Annotated in this window: 23 protein-coding genes; 1 reads left to right on the forward strand and 22 read right to left on the reverse strand. The window is 68.1% G+C overall.

What is annotated here, in order from left to right; genetic code table 11:
- Window positions 1–249: 249 nt before the first annotated feature.
- Window positions 250–1,320, reverse strand: a complete 1,071-nt coding sequence (locus CCR79_RS04350; RefSeq protein WP_201169153.1) for an ERCC4 domain-containing protein — start codon at window positions 1,318–1,320, stop codon at window positions 250–252.
- A 447-nt stretch (window positions 1,321–1,767) separates the two neighbouring features.
- Here CCR79_RS04350 and CCR79_RS04355 point away from each other — a divergent pair, with 447 nt between their 5' ends.
- Window positions 1,768–3,312, forward strand: coding sequence for a Fic family protein (locus CCR79_RS04355; protein ID WP_201169156.1), 1,545 nt, complete (start codon window positions 1,768–1,770; stop codon window positions 3,310–3,312).
- A gap of 88 nt (window positions 3,313–3,400) precedes the next feature.
- Here the strand turns inward: CCR79_RS04355 and CCR79_RS04360 are convergent, their stop codons facing one another.
- From CCR79_RS04360 to rplE, 21 genes are all read right to left on the reverse strand, one after another.
- The gene (locus CCR79_RS04360; RefSeq protein WP_201169159.1) at window positions 3,401–4,075 is read right to left on the reverse strand and encodes a class I SAM-dependent methyltransferase; all 675 of its coding nucleotides are present in this window, start codon (window positions 4,073–4,075) and stop codon (window positions 3,401–3,403) included.
- A 50-nt stretch (window positions 4,076–4,125) separates the two neighbouring features.
- A complete protein-coding gene (locus CCR79_RS04365; protein ID WP_201169162.1) occupies window positions 4,126–5,394 on the reverse strand; it encodes an aspartate aminotransferase family protein in 1,269 nt (422 codons plus the stop codon).
- Window positions 5,395–5,470: 76 nt separating this feature from the next.
- Window positions 5,471–6,901 (reverse strand): MBL fold metallo-hydrolase RNA specificity domain-containing protein, encoded by a 1,431-nt coding sequence (locus tag CCR79_RS04370; RefSeq protein WP_201169165.1) that lies wholly within the window; start codon window positions 6,899–6,901, stop codon window positions 5,471–5,473.
- A 15-nt stretch (window positions 6,902–6,916) separates the two neighbouring features.
- The gene (locus tag CCR79_RS04375) at window positions 6,917–8,086 is read right to left on the reverse strand and encodes an isocitrate/isopropylmalate dehydrogenase family protein (RefSeq protein ID WP_201169168.1); all 1,170 of its coding nucleotides are present in this window, start codon (window positions 8,084–8,086) and stop codon (window positions 6,917–6,919) included.
- Window positions 8,087–8,121: 35 nt separating this feature from the next.
- Window positions 8,122–9,102 carry a malate dehydrogenase gene (locus tag CCR79_RS04380; RefSeq protein ID WP_201169170.1) on the reverse strand — a complete coding sequence of 327 codons (981 nt, stop codon included), beginning with the start codon at window positions 9,100–9,102 and terminating at the stop codon, window positions 8,122–8,124.
- 78 nt (window positions 9,103–9,180) lie between these two features.
- Window positions 9,181–9,942 carry an SAM-dependent chlorinase/fluorinase gene (locus CCR79_RS04385; RefSeq protein WP_201169172.1) on the reverse strand — a complete coding sequence of 254 codons (762 nt, stop codon included), beginning with the start codon at window positions 9,940–9,942 and terminating at the stop codon, window positions 9,181–9,183.
- Window positions 9,943–9,958: 16 nt separating this feature from the next.
- Window positions 9,959–10,375, reverse strand: coding sequence for a 50S ribosomal protein L17 (gene rplQ, locus CCR79_RS04390; protein WP_201169174.1), 417 nt, complete (start codon window positions 10,373–10,375; stop codon window positions 9,959–9,961).
- A 20-nt stretch (window positions 10,376–10,395) separates the two neighbouring features.
- A complete protein-coding gene (locus CCR79_RS04395; RefSeq protein ID WP_201169176.1) occupies window positions 10,396–11,394 on the reverse strand; it encodes a DNA-directed RNA polymerase subunit alpha in 999 nt (332 codons plus the stop codon).
- A gap of 25 nt (window positions 11,395–11,419) precedes the next feature.
- A complete protein-coding gene (gene rpsD / locus CCR79_RS04400) occupies window positions 11,420–12,043 on the reverse strand; it encodes a 30S ribosomal protein S4 (RefSeq protein ID WP_201169178.1) in 624 nt (207 codons plus the stop codon).
- Window positions 12,044–12,059: 16 nt separating this feature from the next.
- On the reverse strand, window positions 12,060–12,455 hold the full coding sequence (gene rpsK / locus CCR79_RS04405; protein ID WP_201169181.1) for a 30S ribosomal protein S11: 396 nt from the start codon (window positions 12,453–12,455) through the stop codon (window positions 12,060–12,062).
- A 71-nt stretch (window positions 12,456–12,526) separates the two neighbouring features.
- On the reverse strand, window positions 12,527–12,886 hold the full coding sequence (gene rpsM, locus CCR79_RS04410; protein WP_201169184.1) for a 30S ribosomal protein S13: 360 nt from the start codon (window positions 12,884–12,886) through the stop codon (window positions 12,527–12,529).
- A gap of 70 nt (window positions 12,887–12,956) precedes the next feature.
- The gene (gene rpmJ, locus CCR79_RS04415; protein ID WP_201169187.1) at window positions 12,957–13,070 is read right to left on the reverse strand and encodes a 50S ribosomal protein L36; all 114 of its coding nucleotides are present in this window, start codon (window positions 13,068–13,070) and stop codon (window positions 12,957–12,959) included.
- 107 nt (window positions 13,071–13,177) lie between these two features.
- Entirely contained in the window at window positions 13,178–14,482 is a 1,305-nt protein-coding gene (secY, locus tag CCR79_RS04420; protein WP_201169190.1) for a preprotein translocase subunit SecY, read from the reverse strand.
- Between the two features lie 40 nt (window positions 14,483–14,522).
- A complete protein-coding gene (gene rplO, locus CCR79_RS04425) occupies window positions 14,523–14,963 on the reverse strand; it encodes a 50S ribosomal protein L15 (RefSeq protein WP_201169193.1) in 441 nt (146 codons plus the stop codon).
- Complete coding sequence (gene rpmD, locus CCR79_RS04430) at window positions 14,964–15,152, reverse strand: 50S ribosomal protein L30 (RefSeq protein WP_011813639.1); 189 nt, start codon at window positions 15,150–15,152, stop codon at window positions 14,964–14,966. It abuts the gene before it with no gap.
- 2 nt (window positions 15,153–15,154) lie between these two features.
- A complete protein-coding gene (gene rpsE, locus CCR79_RS04435) occupies window positions 15,155–15,658 on the reverse strand; it encodes a 30S ribosomal protein S5 (RefSeq protein WP_011813640.1) in 504 nt (167 codons plus the stop codon).
- 18 nt (window positions 15,659–15,676) lie between these two features.
- A complete protein-coding gene (gene rplR / locus CCR79_RS04440; RefSeq protein ID WP_201169196.1) occupies window positions 15,677–16,030 on the reverse strand; it encodes a 50S ribosomal protein L18 in 354 nt (117 codons plus the stop codon).
- Window positions 16,031–16,045: 15 nt separating this feature from the next.
- The gene (rplF, locus tag CCR79_RS04445) at window positions 16,046–16,579 is read right to left on the reverse strand and encodes a 50S ribosomal protein L6 (protein ID WP_201169199.1); all 534 of its coding nucleotides are present in this window, start codon (window positions 16,577–16,579) and stop codon (window positions 16,046–16,048) included.
- Between the two features lie 15 nt (window positions 16,580–16,594).
- Window positions 16,595–16,990 (reverse strand): 30S ribosomal protein S8, encoded by a 396-nt coding sequence (rpsH, locus tag CCR79_RS04450; RefSeq protein WP_011813643.1) that lies wholly within the window; start codon window positions 16,988–16,990, stop codon window positions 16,595–16,597.
- Between the two features lie 11 nt (window positions 16,991–17,001).
- Window positions 17,002–17,307 (reverse strand): 30S ribosomal protein S14, encoded by a 306-nt coding sequence (gene rpsN / locus CCR79_RS04455; RefSeq protein ID WP_201169201.1) that lies wholly within the window; start codon window positions 17,305–17,307, stop codon window positions 17,002–17,004.
- A gap of 20 nt (window positions 17,308–17,327) precedes the next feature.
- Window positions 17,328–17,867: a 50S ribosomal protein L5 gene (gene rplE, locus CCR79_RS04460; RefSeq protein WP_201169204.1), complete on the reverse strand. Its 540-nt coding sequence runs from the start codon at window positions 17,865–17,867 to the stop codon at window positions 17,328–17,330.
- Window position 17,868: the final 1 nt, after the last annotated feature.

The raw sequence follows: 17,868 nt of genomic DNA on the forward strand, positions 1-17,868 counted from the left end.
GCTTGTCAGCGGGGTCCCCTGCGCGCCTCGATCCGGCGAGGCCGCTCGCAATGCGCGGCTGCGCCGCGCTGACGCTCGCTGAGCAGCGCGAACCGGGAAAGGTTCGCGCTGCCCCCTCGCCGGCTCTGCGGTGCTCGGCGCGCTCTAAAGGCCGTCTCCGCCCCCCCGCCACCCGATCCTTCCCCCGTGGTTGCCGCATTCGACTGATCAAAGACACTCCCGTGCAGCCAACTGCTTGAGCGTCGTCGCTTACGGCTCGACCCGCACCCACTCGGTCGCGCGGCCTTGGCCCTCCCGCTGAAGGCGGCCTTCTTCGCGGAGGCGGTGGAGGATGGTGCGCAATTGCTGCGGCTGGCGGTCCGGGAAGCGCTGGCGCAGCATGGCCATGGTGAAGCGCTCGGGCATTTCATGGAGGACTTCGCGGCGCACCGCCAGGGCCCAGCCGCCGCGCCCGCCGGCACCGCTTTGGTAGCGGCCGTAGGCTTCGGCGACCGCGGGCGGTGCCGGGTCCGCCAGCCGTGTGGCGACGGCTCGGAAGAGGCCGTGGCACCACTCGTTGGCCTGTTTGCGGTTGCCCGCGAAGACCACGGGCAGTTTTGGGTGCAGGGCCTGGATCTCGGCCACGACCCGGGCTGTGTGGGCGGCTGACCAGGGGGCGACCCGCTGCGGGTCGAGGAAGTCGCCGTAGGTGGCTTCGACCACCAGTGCGGGATGGGGATAGGTCGCCAGTTCCGCCAGCTGCTGGTGAAGGATCTGGATCTGGCCGAAGTCGGTCAGGAGGTTGTCGAAGGTCTTGCGCTCGACCACGGCCTGGATCTGCCCGTCACTCTCCAGCGCGTAGTCGCCGGCCGGGAGGCTCTCGCGTCGCGTTTCGGCACCCGGAAAGCGCCACGGGTAACGCTCGGCGCGGTCGATCAGGGCGGTGATCGGATAATCGCCGAAGAGCTGGGTTCGGCCGCGGGTCTTGTGGGCCCGGACGGCGCCCTGGGTGCGGAAGAAGATCTGTTCGTAGTGCCCGGGCTTGTTCTTGTACGGCTTGGTCAGGAACAGGAAGTCGCAGCGCCGGCGCTTCTGCCGGTCGAGCACCAGCGCGAGCTTCTTGCCGAAGCGATTGAGCGAAACCACGGGGACGTGCTCGAGCTCCTCGGGGGTCTCCTCCGGCGGGTCCTGCTCACGCAGGCAGAAGACGTGCCCCTGCGGGCCCGGCCAGCGATCCTTGGCGCGCAGGGCGAGGATGATCCCGTCGTGATCGCTCTCCAGGGTGATCCGGTACGGGAATTTCTCGCTCTGCGTCTGCTGTACGCGCCAGTAAGTGGCCATGTTGCAAGCATAGCGCGAGCGGGTGCGCGTCGACCATGGCGCGTCGGGGCATGCCCTTGGGCTGCTGAGGTCGGTTGGCCGGTCCCCCTGTGGCGTTCGAAGGTCGCCCCCTGACGCCGGTTGGCCGCTCCCCGGTGGCGGCCTTTAGAGCGCGCCGAGCACCGCAGAGCCGGCGAGGGGGCAGCGCGAACCTCTCTTGGTTCGCGCTGCTCAGCGAGCGTCAGCGCGGCGCAGCCGCGCATTGCGAGCGGCCTCGCCGGATCGAGGCGCGCAGGGGACCCAGCCGACCGGCGGGGCGCGATCTTCGGCCGCCACCGCGGACCGGCATCCCGACCGGGGAACAGCCACCTGACCGGGGAACAACCACCCAAGTTTTGCCACCCCACAGAGGACACTCCGGCGTATCGCGCTTGCCCACGGAGTGGACCGATCTCATAATCGTTCTTCATGGAAAAACGCTCAGAACAACGCTTTTCAGGGGCTGTAACCATCTTTCGTGGGCTACGGCTTCCTGAGCGTGCTACGCCAGTAGGCTATGCCGCGCTGATCGATGCATACGACCTGCAGGTCCCGTGGCCGCGAAAGCTTCGAGCTGCCGCCGAGCGCCACAGGGTCTACAGCGAGGGCGGCTGGGAACTGCTGACACCGCGCCACCGCCCGCCCGCGACCCTTGAAAGCCACCTGACCTTCGCGCTTAAGCACGAAGGTCTCGATCTCGCTGTGCTGAAGCGACTCTTCCAAACGGTCGGTCCGGAGCCAATCGCGGGATGGGTCCGCTCCAAGCCGACGGGGTCATATGCACGAAGGGTCTGGTTCCTTTACGAGTGGCTGCTCGGGAGCCGATTGCCGCTGAGCGAAGCCACGCGCGGGAACTACGTCCCCGCAGTGGATCCCACCCTGCAGTGGGCGGGCACGGGTAAGGTGTCGAAGCGTCATCGTGTGCGCAACAATCTCCCGGGGACCCCGTCGTTCTGCCCTCTCGTTTTCCACACGGATACACTCCGCGAGATGGTCGATCGCGACCTGGCCCTGCGGGCTCGCAAGGTACTGGATGAGGTGCCCCAGCATATCCTCTCGCGCACGGCGGCCTTCCTGCTCCTGAAGGACTCGCGCTCGAGCTACGCCATCGAAGGCGAGAAACCGCCGCAGGATCGTATCCAGCGCTGGGGCCGGGCCATCGGGGAGGCCGGGCGACACCCGATCGATATCGAGGAGCTGCTTCGCCTCCAGTCCCTTGTCATCGGCGATGCCCGGTTCGTGAAACTCGGTCTACGCACTGAGGGCGGTTTCGTCGGCACTCGAGAGCATCCCGGCTTACGCCCGCTGCCCGAGCACATCAGCGCGCGGCCGGAGGACTTGCCCGATCTGGTCTCCGGCATGATCGCATTCGATCAAGAAGCGGCCAGCGCGCTTGACCCGGTGATTGCTGCGGCCGTGCTCGCCTTCGGCTTTATCTACGCGCATCCGTTTGAGGACGGCAATGGGCGGATCCATCGCTACCTGATCCACCATATGCTCGCCGAGCGCGGTTTCAATCCGCCGGGGGTGGTGTTTCCTGTTTCGGCCGTCATGCTCGAAGAGATCGACCGTTACCGGCACGTCCTGGAAGACTACTCTCGGCGCTTGCTCCCGGTGGTTGACTGGCAGCCGACAGAGGGTGGCAACGTCGAGGTGCTCAACGATACCGCGGACTTTTACCGCTTCTTCGATGCAACCCCTCACGCAGAGTTTCTCTACCGCTGCGTGCATCGCACCATCGAGCGCGACCTGCCGGAAGAGGCGCGTTTCCTGCGCCGGTACGATTCCTTCTGCCGTCGCGCAGAACAGATCGTGGACATGCCGGATACGACGCTGGATCTGCTTTTCCGCTTTCTTCAGCAGAACGAGGGACAGCTCTCCAAACGAGCCCGCACCAGGGAGTTCGCGCAACTAACCGATGACGAGGCCGCCGCCGTGGAACGGATCTATCGCGACCTGTTCACGGCGTCCTAAACCCCGCCGAAAGGCGGGGCGCGATCTTCGGCCGCCACCGCGGACCGGCCTCCCGACCGGGACCTCCTGACCGGGTAGCGGCCGTAGCTCAACTGGCGGTCGCCAGCTCCTCCTCCGGCTCCTCCACCGGCGCCGACTCCGCCGACGAACCATTGCGGTAATGGACCAGCTTCCAGTACCCGAAGAAGTACGCCGGATGCACCCCGAGGCACTCAAAGCCCGGGCGCTGCGGCAGATCATCCAGCTCCATGTCCGTGCGGAACCCGAGCAGCTTCGACAACGGCCGAATCGTCTTCTCGAACCCACGAACCACCGGATGCTGCGAGGCGAAGTGATTGATGATGAAGATCTCGCCCCCGGGCCGGCAGACCCGACGGCACTCATCCACCAATCGATCCGGGTTCGGCACTACCGAGGCGACGTACATCGCCACCACCACATCGAACGAATCGTCCGGGAAATCCAGCGCCTCGGCATCCATCTCGTGGAGCGACTCCACGTGCTCCAGCCCCTGCTCTGCCACCCGGCGATGGGCGATATCGAGCATATCCGGGCTGACATCGACGCCGACGATGGAGACATCCCGCCGGTACTCCGGCAGCGAGATCCCCGTCCCGACCCCCACCTCGAGGATGCGCCGGTCCGGCTCGGCGTTGAGATACTGCATCGTGAACTTGCGCCCCGGCGCGAAGATGCGCCCGAAAAAGCCGTCGTAGTACCGCGCGTAGCGCCGGTACGCGTTGCGGATCGAAGAGAGATCCATGACTCCGCTCACCTCCAGGAAATCGGTTCGGGTATCGCCATCGCACCGGCTCAGGCCGTGGCGCGCAGCGCCTCCGCAAAGGTGTCCACCGCCCGGTCGACCTCCTCGCGGGTGACGATCAGCGGCGGCAGCCAGCGCACGATCTGCCCCTGCGGCCCGCAGCGGATCATCAGCACGTCACGCTCTTCCATGGCCTTGAGTACCCGCGCGGCGCGATCACCATCCGGGCGCCCCTGCTCGTCCACCAGCTCGGTGCCGTGCATCAGGCCCATGCCCTGGACGTGGGCGATGGCCGGCTCCTCGGCACACAGGGCGTCGAGCCGGCGGCGCAGATGCGCACCCTGGTCGCGGGCGTTCTCCACCAAGCCCTCTTCCTCGATGACCTCCAGCGTCGCCAGCGCGGCGGCGCAGGCGACCGCGTTGCCGCCGTAGGTGCCGCCCTGGGAGGCCGGCCAGCCGCGCTCCATGATCGCTTCCGGCGCGGCCACGGCCGAGAGCGGGAAGCCACTGGCCAGCCCCTTGGCCGTGACCACCACGTCGGGCTCCACGTCGAAGTGGCTGTGGGCCCAGAAGGCCCCGCTGCGCCCGTAGCCGCTCTGCACCTCATCGGCGATGAGCAGCATACCGTGGCGATCGGCCCGCTCACGCAGCCCCTGCATGAAGGTCCGCCCGGCCGGGATGTAGCCGGCCTCGCCCTGGATGGGCTCGACGAAGAAGGCCGCCGACTCCGCCGGGCTCGACTGCGTGGCCAGGATGTGGTCGAGCTCACGCAGGCAGAACTCGGCGGTCTCCTCGTCGTCCCAGCCGTAGCGCCGGGCATTCGGGAACGGCGCGAACACGGTGCCGCCCATCATCGGCTGCACGCCGGCGCGCAGGCCCACGCTCGAGGAGGTCATCGAAAGCGAGCCCATGGTACGTCCATGGAAGCCGCCCTGGAAGACGATGATGTTGGGCCGGCCGGTGGCCTGGCGGGCCAGGCGCAGGGCGGTCTCGCACGCCTCGGTGCCAGCATTGGAGAAGAAGATACGGTCGATCGCGCCGGGCATGATCTCGCCCAGGCGCTCGGCAAGACGGACCATAGGCGGGTGGCGGACGATGGCGTACTGGCCGTGGACCAGGGTGGCGGCCTGGCGCTGGGCCGCTTCGACCACCTTGGGGTGGCAGTGTCCGGTGGCGGTGACGCCGATGCCCGAGGTGAAATCGAGGTAGCGGCGCCCGTCGGTGCCGATGATGTAGGCACCCTCGCCGCGTTCGGCGACAACCTCGCTGGACTGCTTGAGCAGCGGGGAGATAGCTCCGGTCTTGTGCGCGTCGCTCATGGTGCGTGTCCTCCGCTCGGCCGTTCCCGGCCGTTGACTGCAGGGCCGCCGCAGCGACGGCCCCCTGTGGACCAAATTAGTACGCCGCGGGCGGTTCCGCGCTGCGCCCCGGCAGCTGAAGCAGGTCGATATGCGCGCCCTCTTCGGGAGTCTCGACGCCAAAGTCGCGGCTGCGCAGGGCCTCGGCGAGGCTGTCCATGGCGCCGGACTCGCCGTGAACCAGGGCCACCCGCGGCCCATTGGCGAAGTGCTCGGCCCAGGCGATCAGCTCCGAGCGCCCGGCGTGGGCGGAAAGCCCGCCGACGGTGTGCACGGTGGCGCCGACGCGCACCGGTTCGCCCCACAAGGTCAACTCCCTGGCGCCGTCGACCAGCGCGCGCCCGGGCGTGCCCTGGGCCTGGAAGCCGACCATGATCACGTTGCAGTTGCGCCGCCACAGGTTGTGCTTGAAGTGGTGGCGGATGCGCCCGCCGTTGCACATCCCTGAGCCGGCGATGATCAGCGCCCCGGACTGGACCCGGTTGATGGCCATGGAGTCTTCGGCCTGCGGGGTCAGGCGCAGGTTGGGCAACTGGAAGCGGTGGTTCTCCGGCTCGGCGTAGAAGGCGGCGGTCTCGGCGTCGTAGAGCTCCGGGAAGCGGGCGTAGACCTTGGTGGCCTCGATGGCCATGGGGCTATCGAGGAAGACGCTCCAGTCGCCCAGTTCCCACTCCTCGTAGTGCCGGGCGAGGATGTAGAGCAGCTCCTGGGTGCGCCCGACGGCAAACGCCGGCGCCAGGATGTTGCCGCGGGAGGCGCGGGCATTGCGGATGATCTCGCCGAGTTCGGCCCAGGTCTCCTCCCAGGAGCGGTGGTCCCGGTCGCCGTAGGTGCTCTCCATGACCAGCAGGTCGGCGTCGCCGACCTGTGCCGGGTCGCGGAGGATCGGCGCGCCGGCATGGCCGAGGTCGCCGGAGAAGACCACCTTGCGGCGCTCGCCGCCGGCCTCGAGCCACATCTCGACGATGGCCGAGCCGAGGATGTGCCCGGCATCGCGCAGGCGCACGGTGACGCCGGGCACCGGCTGCCACGGTTCGTCGTAGGCGTGGCCGACCAGGGCGTCGATGGCCTGCTCGGCATCCGCCACGGTGTAGGTGGGCTCCACCGGCTCGTCGTGGCGGCGGCGGCGTTTCTTGTTCTCGATGGCGGCGTCGCGCTCGGCGAGGAAGGCGGCGTCGCGCAGGAGGATGTCCACCAGCGCGGCCCCGGCGCTGTGGGTGTGGATTGGCCCCTGGTAGCCGGCGGCTCGTAGCAGCGGCAGGCGACCGCTGTGATCCAGATGGGCGTGGGTGAGGATCACGGCGTCGAGGCTGCCCGGATCGAAGGGGAACGGCGCTCGGTTGCGTGCCTCCTGCTTGCCCCCGCCCTGGATCAGGCCGCAGTCGATGAGCACGCGGTGGTCACCGACCTCGAGCAGCATGCAGGAACCGGTCACCTCGCGGGTGGCCCCGTGGAAGTGCAGTCGCATGGACTCAGCCTCCGTCTACGCGGACGGCGCTCCGGCCGTCCGGATGCGTTGCGCCACGGCGCGGCCGACGTCGGCGCAGCCGCGCCCGCTCATGCCGTGCTCGGCGATGTCGTCGGCCACGGCGCGGTGGAGCTGCACGGCGGCACGGGCAGCCTGCGGATCGACCTCACCCATCCATTCCAGCATAGCGGCGGCGGTCAGCAGCATGGCCGCCGGGTGGGCGCGGTCGCCACCGGCGATGTCCGGGGCGCTGCCGTGGGTGGGCTCGAAGAGCGGCGGCACGCTGCGGTCGGCGGGGTTGAGGTTGGCCGAGGGGGCAACGCCCATGCCGCCGGCGAGCACTGCGGCTAGGTCGGTGAGGATGTCGCCGTGGAGGTTGCTGGCCACGACCACGTCGAACTGCCACGGCTGGCTGACGAACTTCATGCAGCAGGCGTCGATGAGCTCGTGGTGGGTGGCGATCTCCGGGTAGTCGGCGGCGACCTCGGCGAAGACCTCGCTCCAGAGCTCGCCGGCGTATTGCACGGCGTTGCGTTTGGTGACCACGCAAACGGCGGCGTCCGCACCGCCGTCACCGGCCGCATAGCGCGGCGCGCGCAGCCCCTGACGGCGCTCCTCGGCCCGCCGGGTGGCCCGCTCGAAGGCGTGGCGGATGATGCGCTCGGTACCGGCGCGGGTGAAGACCTCGAGCTGGGTGGCGGTCTCGCGGGGGGTGCCGGCGGCCAGCCGGCCGCCCTGGTCGACGTATTCGCCTTCGCTGTTCTCGCGGATGACGAGCAGATCGGTGTGCAGGGCGCGCGGGTCGGACAGGGGCATGGGGGCGCCGGCCATGGGCACCGCCGGGCGCTCACAGGCCCAAAGATCGAGCCCCTTGCGCAGCTGCAGCAGCGGCGCCAGCGAGACGCCATCGGGCAGCAGGTAGCGCCCCGGATCGTCGGCAGGCCCGGGGTCCCCGAGGGCGCCGAGGAGCAATGCGTCGTAGCCGACCAGTTGCTCGCGCCAGTCGGCGGGCATCATCTCACCGTGAGCGCGGTGCCAGGCGTGGGCGGGCCAGCCCAGCTCGGTCAGCGCCAACCGGGGCCCGGGGAGGGCCTCCAGGGCGTGGCGGGTGGCGGCCATGACCTCCGGGCCAATCCCGTCGCCGGGCATCACGGCGACCTGCCAAGTCTCCTGGTTGCGTTCCATGGCGGCCCTCCCCGGGCGTTGCCGTCCGCTTCCGCTCAGGGCAGCAGATGCGCCACCGCGTCGCGCTCCTCGGCGAGCTCGGCGGCGGTGTCGTCCATGCGTGCGCGGCTGAACTCGTCCACGGACAGCCCCTGCACGATCTCGTAGTCCCCGCTCCGACAGGTCACCGGGAAGGAGTAGATGAGCCCGGGCTCGATGCCGTAACTGCCATCGGAGGGCACGGCCATGCTCGTCCACTCGCCCTCGGGCGTGCCCAGCGCCCACTCGCGCATGTGGTCGATGGCGGCACTGGCAGCGGAGGCGGCGCTGGAGGCCCCGCGAGCCTTGATGATCGCCGCGCCGCGCTGCTGCACGGTGGGGATGAACGTGTCCTTCACCCAGGCGTGATCAACCTGCTCGCCGGCCGGAGTCCCCTGGATGGTGCAGTGGCTGATATCCGGGTACTGCGTCGCCGAGTGGTTGCCCCACACGGCCAGGCCGTGGATCTCCGTGGAATGGCAGCCAACCTTGTTGGCGAGCTGCGCCAGCGCGCGGTTGTGGTCGAGGCGGGTCATGGCCGTGAAGTTGCGCGGGTCAAGATCCGGCGCGTTGCGCTGGGTGATCAGCGCGTTGGTGTTGGCCGGGTTGCCCACCGCGAGGACCTTCACGTCGCGCTTGGCCACGGCGTTCAGCGCCTGACCCTGGGCCGAGAAGATCGCCGCGTTGGCCTCGAGCAGATCCTTGCGCTCCATGCCGGGGCCGCGGGGCTTGGCGCCGACGAGCAGGACGTAGTCGGCCTCGCGAAAGGCCTCCTCGGCGCTGTCGGTGGCGACGATGCCGGCGACCAGCGGGAAGGCGCAGTCCTCGAGCTCCATCACGGTGCCCTGCAGCGCCTCTTGGGCCTGCGGGATCTCAAGCAGCTGGAGGATCACCGGCTGATCCTTGCCGAGCATCTCGCCGGCGGCGATGCGAAAGAGCAGGCTGTAGCCGATCTGGCCGGCCGCCCCGGTCACCGCGACTCGCACGGGTGTCTTCATGGCTCTCTCCTCGATCCGTTGTAATGCCCGCCGGGCCCTGCCTGCCGACCCGGGCCGGGGGGCCGATTGTAGCAGAGGCTAGCCGCGCGCCCGCCAGTCCAGCACCGCCCCGGGCCCCTGGGCCAGGCGCTGCGCCGCGGAGCCGCTGTTCACCGCCACTTCGACCAGGCCCAGCGCGTTGACGTACCAGAACGCCGTGCCTGCGGGGACGTCAGCGAACTTCGCCGCCCGCGCCAGGCGCTCGCCGCCGACAACGAGCTCCGCCTGGTCCGGCGCGGTCTCGCCACGCCGGCCACTGATCAGATTACCGAAGCCGTCGGTGTAGATCAGGGCGTCCCAGTCCCGCGGCCACCTGTGGCCGACCCAGGTCTCCACCGCCTCCGACCCACGCGGCGGCCGGTCCGTAACCGCCACCTCGGCGGCGGCATCGGCGAAAACGTCGCGGCCGTGGAACGTCGCCGGGGTGCCCGGCGGTGGCGGCGGCAGGCAGTACGCTTGGACATCCGCGAAGTCGCGCGCCGCGACAGCGAACAGCCCGTTGTCCGGACCGATCAGCCAGCGTCCGTCGGCGCGCAGGGCCAGCCCGCCGCGCTCCGTGCCGACACCGGGGTCGACCACGGCTAGCACCACCGCGTCCGGTGGCAGGTACTTGAGGTTGGCGGCAAGCAGGTAGGCGGCACAGTCCGGGCGGAAAGCCGGAGCGTCGTGCATCAGGTCAACGACCTCGGGGGCCGAGTCGAAGGCCTGGCGCAGCCGTGCATGGAGGTGGCCCACATAGGGCCCGAGGTGGGTGTAATCCGTGAACAGGAAGACGGCACCGGGGCGAGCACGCTGGTTCACCCCGGTGCGCAAGGCGTTACGCCTCGGCCGTTTCCTCGGCGTCCTCTTCCGACTCACGCCGGGCGGCGATCGCCTCTTCCCGGTCGACGAGTTGGACGAGGGCCATCGGCGCGCCGTCGCCCTTGCGGAAGCCACAGCGCAGGATGCGCATGTAGCCGCCCGGGCGCTCCTTGAAGTGCGGCCCCAGCTCCTCGAAGAGCTTGGTGACCATCTCCTTGTCGCGCAGCCGTGCAAAGGCCAGACGGCGGTTCGCCGTGGTGTCTTCCTTGGCCAGGGTGATCAGCGGCTCGGCGACACGCCGCAGCTCCTTCGCCTTGGGCACGGTGGTGCGGATCTCTTCCTCGCGGAAGAGCGCGGCGGCGAGGTTCTTGAACATCGCCTTGCGGTGCGAGTTGTCACGGTTGAGGTGACGTCCGGCTTTACGATGGCGCATGACGTTGATCCTTTGACAGTTTAGCCGGCGATACGGGCGCGGTCCCCGAGGGACGGCGGCGGCCAGTTATCGAGTTGCATGCCCAGCGACAGCCCGTGCTCGGCCAAGGTGTCCTTGATCTCGTTGAGCGACTTCTTGCCGAGGTTCGGCGTCTTGAGCAGCTCAACCTCGGTGCGCTGGACCAGGTCGCCGACGTAGTGGATGCTCTCCGCCTTGAGGCAGTTGGCCGAGCGGACGGTGAGCTCCAGGTCGTCGATCGGGCGCAGCAGGACGGGATCGATCTCCGGCTCCTCCTGCTCTTCGCCGGCCTCCAGCAGCCCGCCTTCGAGGTCGATGAAGACCGAAAGCTGATCACGCAGCAGGCTGGCGGCGAACTTGACCGCCTCCTCGGGCGTGACCACGCCGTTGGTCTCGACATCGAGGACCAGCTTGTCGAGGTCGGTACGCTGCTCGACACGCGCACTCTCGACCGCGTACGAGACGCGGCGCACCGGGCTGAAGCTCGCATCCAGGGCCAGGTGGCCGATGGTGCGGGTGTCCTCTTCTTCGCGCGCGGTGACCGGCAGGTAGCCACGCCCCCGCTCGATCTTCAGCGACGCCTTGAACGGCTGCTCGTGCGTGATCGTAGCGATGTGAAGATCCGGGTTCTTGATCTCCACGTCGTGGTCGGTGGCGATGTCCGCCGCCGTCACGGCGCCTGGCCCCTGCTTCTCGACGCTGAGCGTCACCGAGTCGCGCTCGTTGAGCCGCACGGCGAGATCCTTGAGGTTGAGCAGGATATCCACGGTGTCTTCGTGGATGCCCTCGACCGCCGTGTACTCGTGCTGGACGCCCTCGATCTCCACCTCGGTGACCGCGGTCCCGGGCATCGACGAGAGCAGCAGCCGCCGCAGGGCGTTGCCCAGCGTATGGCCAAAGCCCCGCTCCAGCGGCTCCAGGACGACCTTGGCACGGTTGTCCGAGAGCGGCTCGATCTCGACCGAGCGCGGCTTGAGAAAGTCCTTCAGGTACCCCTTCATGGACGACACCTTGCAGTTGCGGCTGTTACTTCGAGTACAGCTCGACGATCAGCGATTCGTTGATTTCCTGAGACAGATCGGCGCGGTCCGGGGCCTGCTTGAAGACGCCTTCCATCTTGGTGGCGTCGACGTCGACCCAGGGCGCCCAGCCGTTCTGCTGCGCCAGCTCGAGGGCGGCCTGAATGCGCAGCTGGCTCTTGGCCTTCTCCTTGACGGAGACGGTGTCGCCCGGCTTGACCTGGTACGACGGGATGTTAACCACCCGGCCGTTGACCAGGATGCCGCGGTGATTGACCAGCTGCCGCGCCTCCGCGCGGGTGCTGCCAAAACCCATCCGGTAGCAGACGTTGTCCAGGCGGCTCTCGAGCAGCTGCAGCAGCGCGGTGCCGGTGGCGTCCTTACGGCGGGCGGCTTCCTTGTAGTAGTTGCGGAACTGCCGCTCCATGATGCCGTACATGCGACGGACCTTCTGCTTCTCACGCAGCTGAAGGCCGTAGTCGGACATGCGGCCGCCGCGGCGCTGCCCGTGCTGCCCCGGGGGCTGCTCGAGCTTGCACTTGGTGTCGATGGACCGGACGCCGCTCTTCAGGAACAGGTCGGTTTTCTCGCGGCGCGCCAGTTTGCACTTGGGACCAATATACTTCGCCATGGCGAGCGCTTCCTCCTCAGACCCGCCGCTTCTTGGGCGGCCGGCAACCGTTGTGCGGGATGGGCGAAACGTCGGAAATGTTGGTGATCCGGTACCCGACCGCGTTGAGCGCACGCACGGCGGACTCGCGCCCGGGGCCAGGCCCCTTGACGCGAACCTCCAGGTTCTTGAGACCGTAATCCTGCGCGGCACGCGCGGCGGTCTCCGACGCCACCTGGGCAGCGAAGGGCGTGCTCTTGCGCGACCCCTTGAAGCCGCTGCCGCCGGCGCTCGCCCAGGACAACGCGTTGCCCTGCCGGTCGGTGATGGTGATCAGCGTGTTGTTGAAGGTCGCGTTGATGTGCGCGACACCATCACTGACTGTGCGCTTGACTTTCTTCTTGCCGCCACCGCGGCTGGATGCCTTCGCCATAGGTCTCTGTTCCCGTGTTCGCTCCGAACGCGGTGCCGATCCGGCCCACGCGTTGAATGTTGCCTACCCGATCAGCGGCTGGCGGGGCCCCGACGCGGACCCTTGCGCGTACGCGCGTTGGTCTGCGTCTGCTGCCCACGCACCGGCAGGCCGCGGCGGTGCCGCATGCCCCGGTAGCAGCCGAGGTCCATCAGGCGCTTGATGTCCATCGCCACCGAGCGGCGCAGATCGCCCTCGATAACGTAGTTGCCGACTTCCTGCCGCAGCGCCTCGACCTCGGCGTCATTGAGATCGCGGACGCGCCGGTCATGCGGCACGCCGGCCGCTTCACAGATGCTCAGGGCACGCGTGCGGCCGATCCCGTAGATCGAGGTCAGCGCGACCCACGCGTGCTTGTGTGTCGGTATGTTGATTCCTGCGATTCGGGCCATGGGGCCAACTCTCCCGTGATTCGCGCTTGTTGGGTGCCGGGTCGATCCGCCGGTGCTCGCCGGTCCGGATTCAGCCCTGGCGTTGCTTGTGCCGCGCCTCCGTGCAGATGACCCGCACGGTCCCGCGCCGCTTCACGATCTTGCAGTTGCGGCAAATCCGCTTGACCGATGCCCTGACTTTCATGGTCGTCTCTCCAATACTCCGAGCGCGGCCGCTCACGGGCGACCCAAAGGCGCGAAAGGATACCAGTCCGCGCGCCCGGATGCCACCCCGCAGCCAGTTTTATCGATTCAGCGCAGCATCCCGCCGCCAGGCCGGGTGTGCCCCTTGAGGTTGGCCTTCTTCATCAGCGGCTCGTACTGGTGCGAGACCAGGTGCGACTGCAGCTGCGCCATGAAGTCCATGACCACGATGACGCTGATCAGCAGCGAGGTGCCGCCGAAGTAGAACGGCACGTTCCAGTACAGGATCAGGAACTCCGGCATCAGGCAGACGGCGGTGATGTAGAGCGCACCGACGAAAGTGAGCCGGCTCTGCACCTGATCGATGTACCGGGAGGTCTGCTCGCCGGGACGGATCCCGGGGATGAACGCCCCCGACTTCTTCAGGTTGTCGGCGGTGTCCCGCGAGTTGAACACCAGCGCCGTGTAGAAGAAGCAGAAGAAGATGATCGCCGCGGCGTAAAGCGCCACATAGATCGGCTGCCCCGGCGAGAGCGTCGCGGCGATGTCGCCGATAAAGCCCAGCCCCTCGGCATCGCCGAACCACTGCCCGACCGTGGCCGGGAAGAGAATGATGCTCGAGGCGAAGATCGGCGGGATCACGCCCGCCATGTTCAGCTTCAGCGGCAGGTGGCTCTGCTGCGCGGCGTACATCTTGCGCCCTTGCTGGCGCTTGGCGTACTGCACGGTGATCCGCCGCTGCCCCCGCTCGATGAAGACAATGAACGCGGTCACCGCCGCGGCCATGATCAGCAGCAGCAGGATCGTCGCGGTACCCAGCTCGCCGGTACGCTGCAGTTCGAGCGTGCCACCCAGCGCGCCGGGCAGGCCGGCGACGATGCCGGCGAAGATGATGATCGAGATACCGTTGCCGATGCCCCGCTCGGTGATCTGCTCACCAAGCCACATCAAGAAGATCACGCCGGTGGCCAGGGTCACCGTGGAGATAAATACAAACGCCGGCCCGGGCATGGCGGCCACACCCTGCCCCTGCAGCGCGATACTGATGCCGATGCCCTGGAAGGTGGCCAGCCCGAGCGTGCCGTAGCGCGTGTACTGCGTGATCTTGCGCCGGCCGGCCTCCCCCTCCTTCTTCAGCCGCTCGAGCGACGGCACCACCGCCGTGAGCAGCTGCATGATGATCGCCGCCGAGATATAGGGCATGACGCCGAGGGCGAAGATGGAGAGTCGCTCCAACGCCCCGCCGGCGAACATGTTGAACATCTCCAGGATGGTGCCGCGCTGCTGCTCGACCATCTGCTCGAGCGCCGCCGGATCGATACCCGGGATCGTGATGTGGGTACCGATGCGGTAGATGATCAGCGCGAGCAGTACGAAAAGCAGACGCTGACGAACCTCGGTGAGACGTCCCATCCCACCGAGGGCCCCTGCGGCACCACCTGGACGTCCCAACTTAACCCTCCTCGACGACTTGGCCGCCGGCCGCCTCGATCGCCTTGCGGGCGCCCTGGGTCACCTTGACGCCACGCACGGTCACTGCGCGGTCGATGGTGCCCGAGGCGATAACCTTGACGTAGCGCATGTTCTTGCGCACGACGCCGGCCTTGTGCAGCGCCGAAAGGTCCACCGTATCACCGTCGACGCGGGCGATCTCGTGGAGGCGAACCTCCGCGGTACGCAGGCTTTTCTGCGAGGAGAAGCCGTACTTCGGCACCCGGCGCTGCAGCGGCATCTGGCCGCCTTCGAAGCCGACCTTGTGGAAGCCGCCACTGCGGCTGTGCTGACCCTTGTGACCGCGACCGGCCGTCTTGCCCAGGCCGCTGCCCGCACCGCGTCCGGCGCGCTTGGCCTCCGGCCGGCTGCCCGGGCTCGGCGACAGTTGATTGAGCCGCATTTACGCCTCCTGAACTTCCAGCATATAGGACACCTTCCGGATCATTCCGCGATTCTCCGGGGTGTCGTCGACCAGGACGGTCTGGTGCATCCGGCGCAGGCCGAGGCCGCGCACGCACTGGCGGTGCTTCTGCAGCCGGCCGTGGACGCTGCGCCGCAGCGTTACCTGGAGCTTCTTCTGGTTAGCCATGATCAGCCCGTAATCTCTTCGACACTCTTGCCCCGCCGGGCAGCGACTGCCTCGGGGGAGTCCATCGAGGCCAGCCCGTCGACCGTGGCGCGCACCACGTTGATCGGGTTGCGCGAGCCGACCGACTTGGCCAGCACGTCCTGCACGCCGAGCACCTCGAAGACCGCGCGCATGGCGCCGCCGGCGATAATGCCGGTACCCGGCGAGGCCGGCTTCATGAAGACCTTGCTCGACCCGTGGAAGTGGGTCACCGGGTAGCGCAGGGTCGGGCCATCCAGCGGCACGGTGCGCATCCCGCCGCGCGCCCGCTCCATTGCCTTCTGGATCGCTGCGGGGACCTCGCGGGCTTTGCCGTAACCGAACCCGACTCGCCCCTCGCCGTCACCGACCACGGTCAGCGCCGTGAAGCCGAACTGGCGGCCGCCCTGGACCACCTTCGCCACGCGGTTGATCGTGATCAGCTTTTCGCGGAGCCCGTCCGCGCCGGTTTGTTCACCGTTCGCCATAGCTTCTTAGCCCCTAGCCTAAAACTTCAGTCCGGCTTCACGCGCGGCCTCGGCCAGCGCCTGCACGCGGCCGTGGTACTGGTAGCCGGCACGATCGAATGCCACCTGCTCGACGCCGGCCGCCTTGGCGCGCTCGGCGATCAGCCGGCCCACCTCTTGGGCGGCGCTCACGTTGCCGGTCCCCTCGCTGCGCTGACGCAGGGAGGGCTCCACCGTGGAAGCAGCCGCCAGGGTCTTCGCGCCGTCCGGCTGCTGCACCTGTGCGTAGATATGGCGCGGCGTGCGGTGGACCGAGAGCCGGTAGGCACCGGCGTCGCGGATGCGCCCGCGGCTCTTGCGCGCGCGCCGCATGCGTGCTGTGTTCTTGTCCATCTTCGTCCCCACCGCCTACTTCTTCTTGGCTTCTTTGAGGACCACCCGCTCGTCGGCGTAGCGTACACCCTTGCCCTTGTAGGGCTCCGGCGGGCGATAGCCTCGGATCTGGGCGGCCACCTGGCCAACCTGCTGCTTGTCGGCGCCCTTGACCACGACCTCCGTCTGCGAGGGGCACTCGATCGTTACGCCCTCGGGGATCTCGTGGTACACCGGGTGCGAGAACCCGAGCGTGAGGTGCAGGGTGTTGCCCTGGACCTGCGCCCGGTACCCGACGCCCTTGAGTTCGAGGCGACGCTCGAATCCCTCGCTGACGCCGATCACCATGTTGCTCACCAGGGCCCGCGTCGTACCGGTCAGCGCCACCGCGCGGGTGCTCTGCTGCCGGGGCTCGAAGGTGAGCGTGCCGTCCTCCTGATTCAGAGAAACCAGGCGGTGGCAGCGCCACGCCATCTGGCCCTTGGGGCCCTTGACCTGAATGTCGTTACCCTGGAGCGTCACCTCCACGCCGGAGGGGACCTCCACGGGTGCCTTTGCGACTCTCGACATGATTGCCCGTCCTGTCTAGAAGACCCAGCAGAGTACCTCGCCGCCGTGCCCCTGCGCGCGGGCCTGACCATCGCTCATCACGCCCTTGGACGTGGAGATAATGGCGGTGCCCAGCCCGTTGCGCACGCGCGGCAGCTCGTCACGACCGCGGTAGACCCGCAGACCCGGCCGGCTGTAACGCTGGATTTCGCGGATTGCCGGCTGACCCTCGTGGTACCGGAGCGTGACCTCCAGGACCGGCTTTTTCTCTTCCCCGACCTCGCGGTAACCCTCGATGTAGCCCTCCTCTTGGAGGACGGCGGCAATCGCCCGCTTGAGCTTCGAGGACGGCATACGCACGTCCGCCTTCTCGGCGTGGTGCGCGTTCCGTACCCGGGTCAGCATGTCGGCAATGGGATCGGTCATGCTCATCGTCTATCCCCTTACCAGCTCGAGAGGGTCAGGCCCGGGATCTCGCCGTTCATGGCCGCCCGACGCAGCTCATTGCGGGCCAGCCCGAACTTGCGGTAATACCCCCGCGGCCGGCCCGACTTGGCGCAGCGGTTACGCTGGCGCACGGGGCTGGCGTTGCGCGGGATCTGCTGTAGCTTGAGCTGCGCTTCGAAGCGCTCCTCGACGCTCGACTCAGGGCTGTCGATGATCGCCTTGAGCCGCTCGCGCTTGGCAGCGTACTTCTGTGCCAGCTTGCGGCGCTTTCGGTCGCGCTCAACCATGGAGTTCTTGGCCATCTGCGCTGCTCCTCTGGACGTTAGGTCCGGAAGGGGAAGCCGAACCCTTCGAGCAGGGCCTTCCCTTCCGCGTCGGTGCGAGCGGTGGTGGACACCGTGATGTCCATGCCGCGCACCCGATCGATTTCGTCGTAGTCGATCTCCGGGAAGATCAGCTGCTCCCGGATACCGAGGTTGTAGTTACCGCGCCCGTCAAACGACCGCGGCGAGAACCCACGGAAGTCGCGGACCCGCGGGGCCGCCACGTGGATGAAGCGCTCGAGGAACTCGTACATCCGCTCGCGGCGCAGCGTGACCTTGCAGCCGATCGGCCAGCCCTCACGGATCTTGAAGCCCGCCACGGACTTGCGCGCCCGCGTGACGATCGGCTTCTGCCCGCTGATCTTGGCCAGGTCCTCCTGCGCGGCCTCCAGGATCTTCTTATCCTTGGTGGCCTCACCCAGCCCCATGTTGATCACGATCTTCTGCAGCTGGGGCACCTGCATCACGTTCTGGTACCCGAATCGCTCCTGCAGGGCCGGAGTGACCTCTTCCTGATAAAGCTTTCGCAACGTCGCCATT

The sequence above is a fragment of the Halorhodospira halophila genome, from assembly GCF_016653405.1.
Lineage (GTDB): Bacteria > Pseudomonadota > Gammaproteobacteria > Nitrococcales > Halorhodospiraceae > Halorhodospira > Halorhodospira halophila_A.